The sequence below is a fragment of the Kitasatospora sp. NPDC001095 genome (assembly GCF_053598615.1).
This window is the reverse complement of sequence record NZ_JBSFKQ010000002.1, coordinates 166,759-182,721: the sequence shown is the minus strand read 5'-3', so window position 1 is coordinate 182,721 and position 15,963 is coordinate 166,759. Positions and strand designations below refer to the sequence as shown.

The window sequence follows — 15,963 nt, the reverse complement described above, 5'->3', positions numbered from 1 at the left end:
CGGTGCCGCCGCGTCCATCCATTCGGACGCGGCGGCACCGGTCTGCGGTTCGGATCAGGCCTCGACGTCTCCGCCGACCGCCGTCTCCGCACCCTCGGCCGTGTCGGTGGACTCGGTACCCGCCACCTCGTCCTCCGCCGTCTCCTCGTCCTCGGCCTCCGCGTTGCGGGCCATGCCCACGACCGCGTCGCGCTTTCCGAGGTTGATCAGTTGGACGCCCATGGTGTCACGTCCGGTTTCACGAACCTCGGAAACCCTCGTGCGGATCACCCCGCCCGAGAGGGTGATCGCCATGATCTCGTCGGATTCGTCGACCACGAGCGCGCCGACCAGCGACCCCCGGCCCTCGACGATCTTCGCCGCCTTGGTGCCGTAGCCGCCGCGCCCCTGGACACGGTACTCGTCCACACCGGTGCGCTTGGCGTAGCCGCCGTCGGTGGCGGTGAAGACGTAGGTGCCCGGTCGGACGACGTTCATCGAGAGCAGCTCGTCGTCCTCGCGGAAGGCCATGCCCTTGACGCCGGAGGTGGCGCGGCCGGTGGGGCGCAGGGCGTCGTCGGTCGCGGTGAAGCGGATCGACTGGGCCTTCTTGGAGACCAGCAGCAGGTCGTCCTCGGCGGAGACCAGCTCGGCGCCGATCAGCTCGTCGTCCCGGCCCTCCTCGTCCTGGCGCAGGTTGATCGCGATCAGGCCGCCGGAGCGCGGGGAGTCGTAGTCCTTGAGCGGGGACTTCTTCACCAGGCCGGCCCGGGTGGCGAGGACCAGGTACGGCTTGTCCTCGTAGGTGCGGACGGCCATCACCTGGGCGATGTGCTCCTCCGGCTGGAAGGCCAGCAGGTTGGCGACGTGCTGGCCGCGGGCGTCGCGCCCGGCGTCCGGCAGCTCGTAGCCCTTGGCCCGGTAGACCCGGCCCTTGTTGGTGAAGAACAGGATCCAGTTGTGGGTCGTCGTCACGAAGAAGTGGTCGACGATGTCGTCCTGCTTCAGCTGGGCACCGCGCACGCCCTTGCCGCCGCGCTTCTGCGAGCGGTAGAGGTCGGAGCGGGTCCGCTTGACGTAGCCGCCACGGGTGATGGTGACGACGATGTCCTCCTCGGCGATGAGGTCCTCGATGGAGAGGTCGCCGTCGGAGGGGATGAGGGTGGAGCGCCGCTCGTCGCCGTACTTCTCGACGATCGCGGCGAGCTCCTCGGAGATGATCTCCCGCTGGCGGGTCGGCGAGGCCAGGATCGCGTTGTACTCGTCGATCTTGCGCTGGAGCTCGTCGTGCTCGTCCATGATCCGCTGGCTCTCCAGCGCGGCCAGGCGACGCAGCTGCATCTCCAGGATCGCGTTGGCCTGGAGCTCGTCGATGTCGAGCAGGCCCATCAGGCCGGTGCGGGCGGCGTCGGCGCTGGCCGAGGCCCGGATCAGCGCGATGACCTCGTCGATCAGGTCCAGGGCCTTGAGCAGGGCGCGCAGGATGTGGGCGCGCTCCTCGGCCTTGCGCAGGCGGAAGGTGGTGCGCCGGACGATGACCTCGACCTGGTGGTTGACCCAGTGCCGGATGAAGGCGTCCAGCGACAGGGTGCGCGGCACGCCGTCGACCAGGGCCAGCATGTTGGCGCCGAAGTTGGTCTGCAGCTCGGTGTGCTTGTACAGGTTGTTCAGCACGACCTTGGCCACGGCGTCGCGCTTGAGCACGACCACCAGGCGGGTGCCGGTGCGCGACGAGGACTCGTCGCGGACGTCGGCGATGCCGGCGATCTTGCCGTCCTTCACCAGGTCGGCGATCTTCAGCGCGAGGTTGTCCGGGTTGACCTGGTACGGCAGCTCGGTGATCACCAGGCACTGGCGGCCCTGGATCTCCTCGACCTCGACCACGGCGCGCATGGTGACCGAGCCGCGGCCGGTGCGGTAGTAGTCGTCGATCCCGCGGCGGCCGACGATCAGCGCACCGGTCGGGAAGTCCGGGCCCTTGATCCGCTCGACCAGGGCGTCCAGCAGCTCCTCGGCGGAGGCCTCCGGGTTCTCCAGGTACCAGAGTGCGCCGGAGGCGACCTCGCGGAGGTTGTGCGGGGGGATGTTGGTGGCCATGCCGACCGCGATGCCGGTGGCACCGTTGACCAGCAGGTTGGGGAAGCGCGCGGGCAGGACGGTGGGCTCCTGCGAGCGGCCGTCGTAGTTCGGCGCGAAGTCGACGGTCTCCTCGTCGATGTCGCGCATCATCTCCATGGCCAGCGGCATCATCTTGCACTCGGTGTAGCGCATGGCCGCTGCCGGGTCGTTGCCCGGGGATCCGAAGTTGCCGTTGCCGTCCACCAGCGGCATCCGCATCGACCACGGCTGGGCCAGGCGGACCACGGTGTCGTAGATCGAGGTGTCACCGTGCGGGTGGTAGTTGCCCATGACGTCGCCGACGACGCGGGCGCACTTGTAGTAGCCCTTCTCGGGGCGGTACCCGCCGTCGTACATCGCGTAGAGCACGCGGCGGTGCACCGGCTTGAGGCCGTCGCGGACCTCGGGCAGCGCACGGCTGACGATCACGCTCATCGCGTAGTCGAGGTACGAGCGCTGCATCTCGGTCTCGAGCTCGACCGGCTCGATCCGCATCGTCGCCTGGGCGGTGGCCTCGGCGGTGTCGGGGGTCTCGGGCTGGTCGCCTTCGGGACGGTTGTCGTCGACCACTGGTGGTCAGTTTCCTTTCACGCGGACTGGAACGTGCGGGGCCTGGGGTGCAGGCGTCACACGTCCAGGAAGCGGACGTCCTTGGCGTTGCGCTGGATGAAGGAGCGGCGGGCCTCGACGTCCTCGCCCATCAGCACGGAGAACAGCTCGTCGGCACGGGCGGCGTCCTCGAGGGTGACCTGGAGCAGCAGGCGGTGCTCGGCGTCCATGGTGGTGACCCGGAGCTCCTCGGCGTTCATCTCGCCGAGACCCTTGAAGCGCTGGATCGCGTCGTCCTTGGGCAGCCGGCGCCCGGCCTCCACCCCGGCGGCGACCAAGGCGTCGCGCTCGCGGTCGGAGTAGGCGTACTCGAAGTCGTCCTTGCCCCACTTGATCTTGTACAGCGGGGGCATGGCGAGATAGACGTACCCGGACTCGACCAGCGGCCGCATGAAGCGGAACAGCAGGGTGAGCAGCAGGGTGCGGATGTGCTGTCCGTCGACGTCGGCGTCGGCCATCAGGACGATCTTGTGGTACCGCAGCTTGGACTCGTCGTAGTCCTCCTGGATGCCGCAGCCGAAGGCCGAGATGAGGGCCTGGACCTCGGTGTTCTGGAGGACCTTGTCGATCCGGGCCTTCTCGACGTTCAGGATCTTGCCGCGGATCGGCAGGATGGCCTGGGTGCGCGGGTCGCGGCCCTGCTTGGCCGAGCCGCCCGCGGAGTCACCCTCGACGATGAAGATCTCGCACTCGGACGGGTCCTTGGACTGGCAGTCGGAGAGCTTGCCCGGCAGCGAGGCGGACTCCAGCAGGCCCTTGCGGCGGGTGAGGTCGCGGGCCTTGCGGGCGGCGACGCGCGCGGTGGCGGCCTGAATGGACTTGCGGATGATGTCCGCGGCCTCGTTGGGATTGCGGTCCAGCCAGTCGTTGAGCTGCTCGTGGACGACCTTCTGGACGAAGGTCTTGGCCTCGGTGTTGCCGAGCTTGTCCTTGGTCTGGCCCTCGAACTGCGGCTCGCCGAGCTTGACCGAGATGATCGCGGTCAGGCCCTCGCGGATGTCCTCGCCGGAGAGGTTGTCGTCCTTCTCCCGGAGCAGCTTCTTGTCCCGCGCGTAGCGGTTGACCAGGCCGGTCAGCGCGGCGCGGAAGCCCTCCTCGTGGGTGCCGCCGCCGTGGGTGTGGATGGTGTTGGCGAAGCTGTAGACCCCCTCGGTGTAGGAGGAGTTCCACTGCATCGCGACCTCCACCGAGATCGCCTTGTCCTTGTCCTCCGCCTCGAAGTCGATCACCGAGGGGTGGATGACATCGCCCTTGCGGGAGTTGAGGTGGGCGACGAAGTCGGCGATGCCGCCGTCGTACTTGTACGTGACGGAGAGCGGCTTGCCCTCCTCGTCCACGTGCTCGGGGCGCTCGTCGGTCAGCGAGATGGACAGGCCCTTGTTGAGGAAGGCCATCTCCTGGAAGCGGCGGGAGAGCGTCTCGAAGGAGTAGACGGTGGTCTCGAAGATGTCGCCGTCCGCCCAGAAGGTCACCGTGGTGCCGGTGCGGTCGGTCTCCGCGCCCTTGACCAGGGCGGCGGTCGGCGCGCCCATCTTGTAGTCCTGGGTCCAGATGTGGCCGTCCTTGTGGATCTCCACGGAGAGCCGGGTGGACAGCGCGTTCACCACCGAGACGCCGACACCGTGCAGACCGCCGGAGACGGCGTAGCCGCCACCGCCGAACTTGCCGCCCGCGTGCAGGACGGTGAGCACGACCTCGACGGCGGGCTTGTCCTGGCCGGGGACGATGTCCACGGGGATGCCTCGGCCATTGTCGACGACGCGGATCGCGCCGTCGGCCATGATCGTGACGTCGATGGTGTCGGCGTACCCGGCCATCGCCTCGTCGACGGAGTTGTCCACGACCTCCTGCACCAGGTGGTGCAGGCCGCGCTCGCCCGTCGAACCGATGTACATGCCGGGGCGCTTGCGGACGGCGTCGAGGCCTTCCAGCACCTGGATGTTGCTACCGGTGTAGGAAGACTGGTCGGACTGGTCTGGGGTCTGGCTGGGGTTGCCGGAATCGGCCACGAAGCGCCCTCTCTGGCACAGCACGGGCCGCATGCCCACCCCGTGCGGGCGGGCGTGCGACCACAGCGTTTCGACTCGGTTGCCACTAGCAACAGTGTTTGGCTCTCAGTCTACCGGTACGACTGACAGAGATGGGCGTTTGGCAGCCCTTGAGGGCAGATATGCCGCCCTGAATCCCCTCTGCACATGTCCCGATACTCGACCGGGGGGCCCAGGGCGCCTGGAAGGGCTGTCAGGGATTCCGGAAGATCGCCATCCGTTCCGGGGCCCCGGGCGGCCGTCCGACTTCCCGGTCAGCCCCAGGTGTCGCCCGGCCCCTTGCTCCCCGGCGCGCGCAGCCGGCCATAACCGCGGGCGGGCGCCGCCGGGCCGAGCACCTTGATGGTCCGGACCGTCCCGTGCCCCAGCTCGTGGTTCAGGCGGGCCACCAACTGCCGTGCCAGCCAGCGCAGTTGGGTGGCCCAGGCGGTGGAGTCGCACTGCACGGTGAGCACCGCGGCGGCCTCGTCGTAGGAGGAGGGGTGGCAGTGCGCGGCGATGTCCGGGCCCACGATCTGCGGCCAGCGGCCCATCACCCCGCCGACGGCGGCCGAGGACTCCCAGCCGCGCTCGGTCAGCAGCCGGTTGAGCGCGGCGCCGAGCGGGACCGGGTCACGGCCGTCCGAGCGGGCGCCGCTGCGCAGGCCGTGCCGCTTCGCCTCGCGCTTCTCCCGGACCTGGTCGCCGCGCTGGCGGGCCTGGGCGCGGGCCGCCCGCAGCGCGGAGCGGGCGAGGTCGGCACCGGTCGGCGCGGGGGCGCCGGACTCGGCGGCACCGGGCTCGGGGGCACCGGGCCTGGGGGAGCGCTCCGCCGGCTCGCTCACGGCGATCTCCTTTCCCCAGCCTGTGGACAACGGTCGCGGTCGCGCGCCATTGAGCCGTCCAGCCTACGGGAGCGACCGGGCCCGGCGGGCCGGGGCCGGGGCCGGGGTGCACCGAGGTGCGGTGACGGTGCCGGTGTGGGCGCGGTCAGGCGTCGATCCGGCGCACCGCGCCGTCGGAGACCGCGAACCGGGCGCCGGCCAGCGCCTTGGGCACGTCCTCGGCGACCGCCGCGGTCACCAGCACCTGCTCGCCGTCGGCCACCAGCTCGGCCAGCCGGTCCCGGCGGGCGGCGTCCAGCTCGGCGAACACGTCGTCCAGGATCAGCACCGGCTCGCCGCCGTCGGCGCGCAGCAGCTCGTACGAGGCCAGCCGCAGCGCCAGCGCGAAGGACCAGGACTCGCCGTGGCTGGCGTAGCCCTTGGCGGGCAGCGGGCCGAGCTTGAGCACCAGCTCGTCGCGGTGCGGGCCGACCAGGGTCACCCCGCGCTCGACCTCCTGCTTGCGGACCGCCCGCAGCGCGTCCAGCAGCTGCTCCTCGGCCTGCTCTCGGCTGCTCGGCAGCTCCCCCTCGAAAGAGCTGCGGTACTCCAGGGCGGTCTCGCCGCCGCCGGGGGCCAGCTGCCCGTACGCGGCCGCCACCAGTGGCTGGAGGGCGGCCACCAGCTGGATCCGGAAGGCCGTCAACTCGGCTCCGGCACGGGCCAGATGGCCGTCCCAGACCTCCAGGGTGGACAGGTCCGCGCCCTTGCCGCCGCCGGCCCGGCGGGCCATCGCGGCGGTCTTCAACAGGGCGTTGCGCTGCTTGAGCACCCGCTCGTAGTCCTGCCGGACCCCGGCCAGCCGGGGGGCCCGGGCGGTCAGCAGCTCGTCCAGGAAGCGCCGCCGCTCCCCCGGATCGCCCTTGACCAGGCTGAGGTCCTCGGGGGCGAACAGCACGGTGCGCAGCAGGCCCAGCACGTCCCGCGGGCGGACGTTGTCGGAGCGGTTGATCCGGGCCCGGTTGGCCTTGCCCGGGGTGAGCTCCAGCTCGATCAGGGTGGAGCGGCCGCGGTCCACCACCGAGGTGCGGACCACCGCGCGTTCCGCGCCCAGCCGGATCAGCGGGGCGTCGGTGGCGACCCGGTGGCTGCCCAGGGTGGCGACGTAGCCGATCGCCTCGACCAGGTTGGTCTTGCCCTGGCCGTTGGGCCCGACGAAGGCGGTCACGCCCGGGTCGAGGGGAACCTCGGCCCGGGCGTACGACCGGAAGTCGGCGAGCGACAGATGCGCGACGTGCATGGCTGTGGACTGCGCCCGCCTTCTTGGGGAGGACCTGCTGGTTACTTGGACTCGACCGCGTGGCCGCCGAACTGGTTGCGCAGCGCGGCGATCATCTTCATCTGCGGCGAGTCCTCCTGGCGGGAGGCGAAGCGGGCGAACAGCGAGGCGGTGATCGCCGGCAGCGGCACGGCGTGGTCGATCGCGGCCTCGACGGTCCAGCGGCCCTCGCCGGAGTCGGCCGCCCAGCCGCGCAGCTTGTCGAGGTGCTCGTCCTCGTCCAGGGCGCGGACGGCCAGGTCCAGCAGCCAGGAGCGGATGACGGTGCCCTCCTGCCAGCTGCGGAAGATCTCGCGCACGTCGGTGACCTCGGGGGCGGCCTCCAGCAGCTCCCAGCCCTCGGCGAAGGCCTGCATCATCGCGTACTCGATGCCGTTGTGGACCATCTTGGCGAAGTGGCCGGCGCCCACCGCGCCCGCGTGCACCGAGCCGAAGTCGCCCTCGGGCTTCAGGGCGTCGAAGACCGGCTGGACCTTGGCGACGTGCTCGGCGTCGCCGCCGTACATCAGCGCGTAGCCGTTCTCCAGGCCCCAGACGCCGCCGGAGACGCCGCAGTCCACGAAACCGATGCCCTTGGCGGCCAGCGCCTCGGCGTGCTTGACGTCGTCGGTCCAGCGGGAGTTGCCGCCGTCGACCACCACGTCGCCGGGGGAGAGCAGCTCGGCGAGCTCGTCGACGGTCGCCTGGGTGGCGGCGCCCGCCGGAACCATGACCCAGACCACGCGCGGGCCCTGGAGCTTGGTGACGAGCTCCTGGAGGCTCTCGACGTCGGAGATGTCCGGGTTGCGGTCGTAGCCGATGACGGTGTGGCCGGCGCGGCGGATCCGCTCGCGCATGTTGCCGCCCATCTTGCCGAGACCGATGAGGCCGAGCTCCATGACCAAGTCCTTACCTGTGGTGACGTGCCTGCCGGCGGCGCCGTTGCCGCACTCCTTGAGCCTACGCGCTGGAGCGGACCCGGCCGTCTGCGGTCGGGCCGGGCGGGGGAGACGTCCACAGGCTGTGCACAGCGGGTGTGCACAGCCTGTGGACGGTCGGACGTGGCGGGATCAGCCGGAGAGGCGGACCGGCATGATCAGGTACTGGTAGGCCTTGTCCTCCTCGGCGTCCACCGAGACCTTGCCGCTGAGCAGCGCGGGCTTGGTCGGGGTGGTGAAGCTGAGCTGGGCGAAGGGGGAGTCGATGGCCTTGAGGCCCTCCTCCAGGTAGCCCGGGTTGAAGGCGATCGAGATGGCGTCGCCCTCCAGGGAGGCCTCGATCCGCTCGGTGGCCTGGGCGTCGTCGCCCGAACCGGCCTCCAGCGTCAGCACGCCCTCCTCGAAGTTCAGGCGGACCGGGGTGTTGCGCTCGGCGACCAGCGAGACGCGCTTGAGCGCCTCCAGGAAGGGCTGGGTCTGGATCGCGGCGACCGCGTTGAACTCGGTCGGGAACAGGCTGCGGAACTTGGGGAACTCGCCCTCCAGCAGCCGGGTGGTGGTCCGGCGGCCGGCGCCCTCGAAACCGATCAGGCCCTCGCCCGCGCCGCCCGACGAGAGCGCGATGGAGACGTTGTCGCCGCTGCCCAGGGACTTGGCGATGTCCTGGAGCGTCTTGGCCGGGACCAGCGCGACGGCGGAGATGTCCGACTGCTCGGGCTTCCACAGCAGCTCGCGGACGGCGAAGCGGTAGCGGTCGGTGGCGGCCAGGGTGATCCGGTCGCCCTCGATCTCGACCCGGACACCGGTGAGCACCGGGAGGGTGTCGTCCCGGCCGGCGGCGACCGCGGCCTGGCTGACGGCGGAGGCGAAGACGTCGCCGGAGACGGTGCCGGTGGCGGTCGGCATCTGGGGGAGCGCGGGGTACTCGTCCACCGGGAGGGTGGGGAGGGTGAAGCGGGAGCTGCCGCAGACCACGCTGACCCGCTGGCCGTCGGTGGAGATCTCCACCGGGCGGTTGGGGAGGTTGCGGGAGATGTCGTTCAGCAGCCGGCCGGAGACCAGGACGGTGCCGGCCTCCTCGACGTCCGCCTCCAGCTCGACCCGGGCCGACACCTCGTAGTCGAAGCCGGACAGCGCCAGACTGCCCTCCTGCGCGGTCAGCAGCAGGCCGGCCAGCACCGGCACCGGCGGCCGTGCCGGGAGGCTGCGGGCAGCCCAGGCCACCGCCTCCGCGAGGACGTCACGCTCCACCCGGAACTTCACCGGTAACCGCCTCCTGGATCGAGCGCTCCCGCTCGCACTCTGGTTCGTCTGATCTTGATCGTCGGTTCGGCTGTCCGCCGAGCTCGGTCGCTCCGCTTCCAGTCGCAAGGACAGTCTGACGTACTCCGCCGACAGACGGGGCAGACGGGCGGAAGCTTCCCGAACGGTTGTCGGAGGCCGGTTGTCCACAGATTCGGGGCCCACCCACTTTGAAAGCAAGTCCGGGGTCTAAATGTGTAGTGGTAGTAGTAGGGCCTGTGGAAACCGTGGATAACCCTGTTTCCGCAGGTCAGGGCCCGAATTTTGTCCACAGTGACTGTGGACGGCGGCTGTGGACGGGCAGGCCGCGCTGTGGACAGCCGAGCGTTACCCACAGGCCACGCTCGGTATCCACAGGTTATCCCCAGGGCTGTCCCCAGAACCGGGCCCGGTTATCCACGGGCGCCGGTCAACTTTTCGTGACGCCTTTCACACCAGGGTATGAACGCCAGTCCACGGTTGTCGAACTGTGGACGCCGCTGTGGACAACCTGGGGATAACCGGCCCGCCCCTGGGGACAACCGGTGGATAACCCGGATGGCCCACTGGCGGTCGGTCAACTGTCCACACCCTGTGGATAACCGTTGTGCACAAGTCCACAGGCACCTGACCTGCGCGGAAGAGCGTAGCGGTGACGGGCCTGTGGACGAATTCTGGATAACTCCGCACCCTCCACCCTGTGGACGGTGGAGAAGGGGCCGGTCCTGTGGACAACGGCCTTGCGCGCCCTCGGTTTTCGAATCACCGGTCAGTTGTTCGGCGCGGGCTGTGGACTGGCGGATCGTCCGTCGACCGCATCCCTGCCCCGTCGGGGCGCGGCGCACACCTGTGGACACGCGAAAGGGGCGTCAGGATTCGCTCCTGACGCCCCTGGGCCCGTCTCGTGGCGGCGCTGCGCCGCGCCGGCTAGCTCTTGATGCGGTTGGTGAGTTCGGTGACCTGGTTGTAGATCGAGCGCCGCTCGGCCATCAGCGAGCGGATCTTGCGGTCCGCGTGCATCACCGTGGTGTGGTCACGGCCGCCGAACTGCGCGCCGATCTTCGGCAGCGAGAGGTCGGTGAGCTCGCGGCAGAGGTACATCGCGATCTGCCGGGCCGTCACCAGCACCCGGCTGCGCGAGGATCCGCAGAGGTCGTCCACGCTCAGGCCGAAGTACGCGGCCGTCTGCTGCATGATGACCTGTGCGGTGATCTCCGGTCCCGCGTCCTCGTCCCCGCCCGGGATCAGGTCCTTGAGGACGATCCCGGCCAGCTCCAGGTCCACCGGGGCCCGGTTGAGGTTGGCGAAGGCCGTCACCCGGATCAGCGCGCCCTCGAGCTCCCGGATGTTCCGGGTGATCCGGGACGCGATGAACTCCAACACGTCGGCGGGAGCGTTGAGTTGTTCCTGGATCGCCTTCTTGCGCAGGATCGCGATCCGGGTCTCCAGCTCCGGCGGGGTGACGTCGGTGATCAGACCCCACTCGAAGCGGTTGCGCAGCCGGTCCTCCAGCGTGGTCAGCAGCTTGGGCGGCCGGTCCGAGGAGAGGACGATCTGCTTGTTCGCGTTGTGCAGGGTGTTGAAGGTGTGGAAGAACTCCTCCTGCGTGGACTCCTTGCTCGCGAGGAACTGGACGTCGTCCACGAGCAGGATGTCCATGTCCCGGTAGCGGCGGCGGAAGGTGTCCGCCTTGCCGTCCCGGATCGAGTTGATGAACTCGTTGGTGAACTCCTCCGAGGACACGTAGCGCACCCGGGTGCCCGGGAAGAGGCTGCGCGAGTAGTGCCCGATGGCGTGCAGCAGGTGGGTCTTGCCCAGCCCGGACTCGCCGTAGATGAAGAGCGGGTTGTACGCCTTGGCCGGGGCCTCGGCGACGGCCACCGCCGCCGCGTGCGCGAAGCGGTTGCTGGCGCCGATGACGAAGGTGTCGAACAGGTACTTGGGGTTCAGCCGGGCGGCCGGCTCGTCCTTGCGGGAGCCGCCGGCCGGGGGAGCGCCGGGCGGGGCGGGCACGCCGGGGACGCCGGGCCGCTCGGCGGAGCGTTCCGGGGCGGACTTCTCCGCCGGGCGTCCGCCGGTGGGGCGGGAGCCGCCGGCCCGGCGTCCTGCGCCGGTGCGCGGCTGCTCGTTCGGGCCGGGGCCGTAGGCGCCGCCGAAGAGGTCGCCCTGGGTGGTCGCGGGCGGGCCGGGTACGGGCCGCGGCGGCCGGGGCGCGTGCTCCTCCGGGTCGCGGTAGGCCGGCGGCTGCTCCTGGTAGCCCTGCCAGCCCGGGCCGCCGCCGGGGCCGCCGTACGGGGCCTGGCGCTGCTCGTAGCCGCCGGTGTCGTAGCGGGGGCGCTCGTAGTCCTGCTCGTACGGCTGCGCCTTCTCGTAGGGCTGGCCGTGCTCGTACGGCTGCTGGTAGCCCTGGCCGCCGTAGTCGGAGTCGTCCTCCCCGGCCGGGCCGGGGTAGGGCTCGGCGGGGGCCTGGGGTGCGGGCGCGGGGGTGGTGGGCACCGCGTTGGCGTCGACCATCACGGCGATCCGGACCGGGCGGCTGAGCTCGCGGCTGAGGGCCTCGGTCAGCTGCGGCAGCAGCCGGCCCTCCAGCACCTGCTTGGCCCGCTCGTTCGGGGTCGCCAGCAGGGCGGTGTCGTGCATCATCCACATCGGTTGGGTGCGCTGCACCCACTGCTTGTCCATCTCCGCGACATCGGGGTCGCTGACCAGCCGCTCGACGACCCTGGCCCAGACCGGGACGAGGTCGCTGTTGACATCAGCCACTGGTGCACGCTTTCCAAGAACAAACCAGACAAGTTCTGCAACGGTAGTCAGCGAACAGGGTGGGATCAAGTCGTTGTCCACAGGCTGTGGGTAAGACGGGTCGGGAGCGGCTGGTTTGACCCTCGCGCCCCGTCCCGCGTACCGTAACCAGGTCGAGTTGTCGATGGCCGCTGCCGCATGTCCGCGGGTCCACCCGCTCCATAAGGCGCGCAGCACGGGCGCCGTGGATTGCCTCAGACCCCAGCCGAACTGGGGCGATGGGCCGGATTTCCGAAATCAGGGGAGATCACGCGGACGCACGGTGACGGCCAAGCGACTCCCCGTCATCCTACGATTCACCTCAGGAGCCCCCGAGTGAGCAAGCGCACCTTCCAGCCGAACAACCGTCGTCGCGCGAAGACCCACGGCTTCCGGCTGCGTATGCGTACCCGCGCCGGCCGCGCCATCCTGGCCGCCCGCCGTGGCAAGGGCCGCGCCAGCCTGTCCGCCTGATCCGCGCCAGAGTCTGTTGTGCTGCCCTCCGAGAATCGGCTGCGGCGGCGCCAGGACTTCGCGACCGCGGTGAAACGCGGTCGCCGGGCCGGCCGGCCCCTTCTGGTCGTCCATCTCAGCAGAGAGGGTGACCCGCAGGGGCAGACCGACCGGACCAGCGACTCCCGCCCGCACGTCGCCGAGGGGACTCCTTCGGCGCGTGCGGGTTTCGTCGTGAGCAAGGCCGTCGGCCCGGCGGTTGTCCGCAACCTGGTCAAGCGCCGGTTGCGCCACCTCGTTCGTGATCGTCTCTTCAGGCTGCCCGCCGGTAGCCTGATAGTGGTGCGTGCGCTGCCCCAGGCCGCGACCGCCTCGTACCAGGACCTCGAACGTGACCTGGACGCGGCACTGAAGCGGTTGCTGAGGACGGAGCCCGCCGCCACGGCGCCGACGGGAGCAGGTCGATGAAGTACCTGCTGATGGGTCTGATCAGGGTCTACCAGTGGACCATCAGCCCACTGCTCGGTCCGGTCTGCCGCTATTACCCCTCCTGCTCGCACTACGGCTACGAGGCCGTGAAGGTGCACGGGGCGGTCAAGGGCGGCGGGCTGACCGCGTGGCGAATCCTGCGCTGCAATCCGTGGACGCCCGGCGGGGTCGATCACGTCCCGCCGCGCAAGCATCCGGTGTGGCACCGGCGGTTGCGAGACTGGTTGAACAGCCGGTCCGCCACCGGAGACCCGGTGACCGCCACCCCCGCCGGTCCGGACCCCGAGGGCCCGGCGACCATTGGCCCCGTGCGGCCAATCCACCTGTCCAAGGAGCCTGACCGGTGACCTTCTCCTTCCTGAATCCCCTGTACACAGCGGTGTCCTGGATCATCGTCCAGTTCCACTCGCTGTACAGCCACATCTTCAATCCGGACGGTGGCTGGGCCTGGGGCCTCGCCATCGCCTCGATGGTGGTCGTCATCCGGATCTGCCTGATCCCGCTCTTCGTGAAGCAGATCAAGGCGACCCGGGCCATGCAGGCGATCCAGCCGAAGATGAAGGCCATCCAGGAGCGCTACAAGAACGACCGGCAGCGCCAGTCCGAAGAGATGATGAAGCTGTACAAGGAGGCGGGTACCAACCCGTTCTCCAGCTGCCTCCCCATCATCGTCCAGGCGCCGTTCTTCACCGCCCTCTACGGTGTGCTCGCCAAGGTCGCCAAGGGCCAGGACATCGGCGTCATCCACGGTGACCTGCTGGTGAGCGCCGGCAAGGCGCACATCTTCGGCGCCCCGCTCTCCGCGACCTTCGTCAGCAGCCCCGAGACCAGCGTCAAGATCGTCACCGCCGTGATGATCATCCTGATGTCGCTGTCGCAGTTCATCACCCAGCGCCAGCTGATGACGAAGAACGTCGACCTCACGGTGAAGACGCCGTTCATGCAGCAGCAGAAGATGCTGATGTACGTCTTCCCGATCATGTTCGCCGTGATGGGCATCAACTTCCCCGTCGGTGTCCTGGTCTACTGGCTGACCACCAACGTCTGGTCGATGGGCCAGCAGCTGGTCGTCATCCACAACAACCCGACCCCGGGCAGCAAGGCCTTCCAGGAGCGCCAGGCGCGCCTGAAGAAGGCCGGCCGACTGCGTCCGGACGGTACGGAGATCAAGGGCGCGCTCTGGGGCATGCTGCCCCCGTCCAAGGCGGCCGTCAGCGAGGCGGCCAGCGCCGCCGCGGTGGTCGAGGAGACGGCGCAGGTGCGCCGCCAGCAGCCCCGTCGGCAGAGCAAGTCCCAGCGCCAGCAGGGCGGTGCCGGACAGCCGACCGTCGAGCTGGACAAGGACACCCCGGCCGAGGAGCCGGCCGACTCCGCACCCGCCGAGTCCGAGGGCAAGCCGGCGGCCGCCAAGCAGGCCGCGGCCAAGCCCGCCGGTACCAAGCAGGGCACTCGGCAGCAGCCGAAGCGCGGCGGCGGCCAGCGGCCGAAGAAGAAGTCCTGACCGGCCCCGAGCCCGTCGTGACAGCCGCGAAGAGCTTCGTCCCCGGCCCGACAGACGGGCCCATCTCCGAAGGAGTCCATCAGTGACGGAAGGCACCACCTCCGCCGTCGAGGCCGAGGCCGCCGCCAGCGCCGACGAGAGCCTCATCTCCCGCCTGGAGCAGGAGGGCGACATCGCGGCGGACTACCTGGAGGGTCTGCTCGACATCGCCGACCTCGACGGTGACATCGACATGGACGTCGAGGGCGACCGCGCCCTGGTCTCCATCGTCAGTGACGGTAACGACCGCGCGCTGCAGCGCCTGGTCGGCCAGGACGGCGAGGTGCTGGAGGCTCTCCAGGAGCTGACCCGGTTGGCTGTCCACCGGGAGACCGGTGAGCGCAGCCGCCTCATGCTGGACATTGCCGGCTTCCGGGCCCGCAAGCGGGAGGAGCTGGCGGCGCTCGGCGCCAAGGCCGCCGAGCAGGCCAAGAGCACCGGCGAGCAGGTCAAGCTGCGGCCGATGACGCCCTTCGAGCGCAAGGTCGTCCACGACGCGGTCGCCGCGGCGGGCCTGCGCAGCGAGTCCGAGGGCGAAGAGCCCCAGCGGTGCGTGGTCGTGCTGCCGGTCTGAGGCCGACAGGTCGACGACCGACCGCCACGGCGGCCGGAGAGCTTCACCGGACGCGACCCCGTCCGCCTCGTGCGGGCGGGGTCGTCGTCCCTTCTGGGATGTTTCACGTGAAACAGTGCGTTGAGCGGGTCGGTGGATCCGGGGATCGGAGAGGTCGAGATGGACACGGAGAACGCGGCCGCCGGCCGGCCGGGGGCGGACGTGGACCCGGCCGCTGAGGGGCGGGCCACCGGGGCGGAGCAGTTGGCCGAGGCGCCGGCCGTCGCCCGGGAGGTCTTCGGGGAGCGCTACGACGCTGCGGTCCGCTACACCGAGCTGCTGGCCACGGCGGGTGTGCAGCGCGGGCTGATCGGGCCCCGTGAGGTGCCCCGGCTCTGGGACCGCCACGTGCTGAACTGCGCGGTGCTGGCCGAGCTGCTGCCCTCCGGCATCACGCTGTGCGACGTCGGCTCCGGGGCCGGTCTGCCGGGCATCCCGGTGGCGCTGGCCCGTCCGGACGTCTCGGTGACGCTGCTGGAGCCGCTGCTGCGCCGGACCACCTTCCTGGAGGAGGTCGTCCGGGAGCTGGGGCTGGACAACGTCACGGTGCTGCGCGGCCGCGCCGAGGAGATGGTCGGCAAGCTCGCGGTGGACGTGGTGACCGCCCGGGCGGTGGCGCCGCTGGACCGGCTGGCCGGCTGGGGCATGCCGCTGCTGCGTCCGCACGGGCAGATGCTGGCGCTCAAGGGGGACAGCGCGGAGCAGGAGCTGGCCGACTCGCGGGCCGGGCTGGCCAAGCTGGGCGCGGTGGAGTCGAGCGTCATCGCGGTCGGCGAGGGCACCCTGGAGACCTCCACCCGGGTGATCCAGGTGAAGGCGGGGGAGAGCCCCGGCGGCGTGAAGGCGGCCACCCGGCGCGCCAAGGCGGCCCGGGCGGGCCGCAACGCGAGCGTCCGCAACGGTGAGCGCGGCCGGGCCGGGCGGCGCCGCGGCCGCTGATCCGGGACTCCGGACACGTGACGACGACGGGCGGACGGGCCTCCTGAACGGGAG

13 protein-coding genes are annotated in these 15,963 nt (G+C 70.5%); 6 read left to right on the top strand and 7 right to left on the bottom strand.

Annotated features, from left to right (window positions below):
* Positions 1-54 precede the first annotated feature (54 nt).
* The 7 genes from gyrA to dnaA form a co-directional block, all read right to left on the bottom strand.
* Entirely contained in the window at positions 55-2,592 is a 2,538-nt protein-coding gene (gene gyrA, locus ACWDBB_RS02665) for a DNA gyrase subunit A (RefSeq protein WP_449788098.1), read from the bottom strand.
* A gap of 131 nt (positions 2,593-2,723) precedes the next feature.
* Positions 2,724-4,739, bottom strand: a complete 2,016-nt coding sequence (gyrB, locus tag ACWDBB_RS02660; RefSeq protein WP_449787892.1) for a DNA topoisomerase (ATP-hydrolyzing) subunit B — start codon at positions 4,737-4,739, stop codon at positions 2,724-2,726.
* Between the two features lie 269 nt (positions 4,740-5,008).
* Positions 5,009-5,578 (bottom strand): DUF721 domain-containing protein, encoded by a 570-nt coding sequence (locus ACWDBB_RS02655; RefSeq protein WP_449787891.1) that lies wholly within the window; start codon positions 5,576-5,578, stop codon positions 5,009-5,011.
* A gap of 145 nt (positions 5,579-5,723) precedes the next feature.
* A complete protein-coding gene (recF, locus tag ACWDBB_RS02650; protein WP_392868691.1) occupies positions 5,724-6,857 on the bottom strand; it encodes a DNA replication/repair protein RecF in 1,134 nt (377 codons plus the stop codon).
* A gap of 41 nt (positions 6,858-6,898) precedes the next feature.
* Positions 6,899-7,774, bottom strand: coding sequence for a phosphogluconate dehydrogenase (NAD(+)-dependent, decarboxylating) (gene gnd / locus ACWDBB_RS02645; RefSeq protein ID WP_392868689.1), 876 nt, complete (start codon positions 7,772-7,774; stop codon positions 6,899-6,901).
* 171 nt (positions 7,775-7,945) lie between these two features.
* Positions 7,946-9,076: a DNA polymerase III subunit beta gene (gene dnaN / locus ACWDBB_RS02640; protein ID WP_392868688.1), complete on the bottom strand. Its 1,131-nt coding sequence runs from the start codon at positions 9,074-9,076 to the stop codon at positions 7,946-7,948.
* Positions 9,077-10,021: 945 nt separating this feature from the next.
* Positions 10,022-11,857 carry a chromosomal replication initiator protein DnaA gene (gene dnaA, locus ACWDBB_RS02635; RefSeq protein WP_449787890.1) on the bottom strand — a complete coding sequence of 612 codons (1,836 nt, stop codon included), beginning with the start codon at positions 11,855-11,857 and terminating at the stop codon, positions 10,022-10,024.
* Positions 11,858-12,211: 354 nt separating this feature from the next.
* Between dnaA and rpmH the strand changes: the two genes are divergently transcribed.
* From rpmH to rsmG, 6 genes are all read left to right on the top strand, one after another.
* On the top strand, positions 12,212-12,349 hold the full coding sequence (rpmH, locus tag ACWDBB_RS02630) for a 50S ribosomal protein L34 (RefSeq protein ID WP_030059672.1): 138 nt from the start codon (positions 12,212-12,214) through the stop codon (positions 12,347-12,349).
* 18 nt (positions 12,350-12,367) lie between these two features.
* Positions 12,368-12,796 (top strand): ribonuclease P protein component, encoded by a 429-nt coding sequence (gene rnpA / locus ACWDBB_RS02625; protein WP_392868684.1) that lies wholly within the window; start codon positions 12,368-12,370, stop codon positions 12,794-12,796.
* Positions 12,793-13,164, top strand: coding sequence for a membrane protein insertion efficiency factor YidD (gene yidD / locus ACWDBB_RS02620; protein WP_402409082.1), 372 nt, complete (start codon positions 12,793-12,795; stop codon positions 13,162-13,164). Before rnpA ends, yidD begins: the two co-directional genes overlap by 4 nt.
* Positions 13,161-14,318 carry a membrane protein insertase YidC gene (gene yidC, locus ACWDBB_RS02615; RefSeq protein ID WP_449787889.1) on the top strand — a complete coding sequence of 386 codons (1,158 nt, stop codon included), beginning with the start codon at positions 13,161-13,163 and terminating at the stop codon, positions 14,316-14,318. Before yidD ends, yidC begins: the two co-directional genes overlap by 4 nt.
* A gap of 82 nt (positions 14,319-14,400) precedes the next feature.
* Positions 14,401-14,931 carry a Jag family protein gene (locus ACWDBB_RS02610; RefSeq protein ID WP_392868679.1) on the top strand — a complete coding sequence of 177 codons (531 nt, stop codon included), beginning with the start codon at positions 14,401-14,403 and terminating at the stop codon, positions 14,929-14,931.
* A 159-nt stretch (positions 14,932-15,090) separates the two neighbouring features.
* Positions 15,091-15,909 (top strand): 16S rRNA (guanine(527)-N(7))-methyltransferase RsmG, encoded by an 819-nt coding sequence (gene rsmG / locus ACWDBB_RS02605; protein WP_449787888.1) that lies wholly within the window; start codon positions 15,091-15,093, stop codon positions 15,907-15,909.
* Positions 15,910-15,963 lie beyond the last annotated feature (54 nt).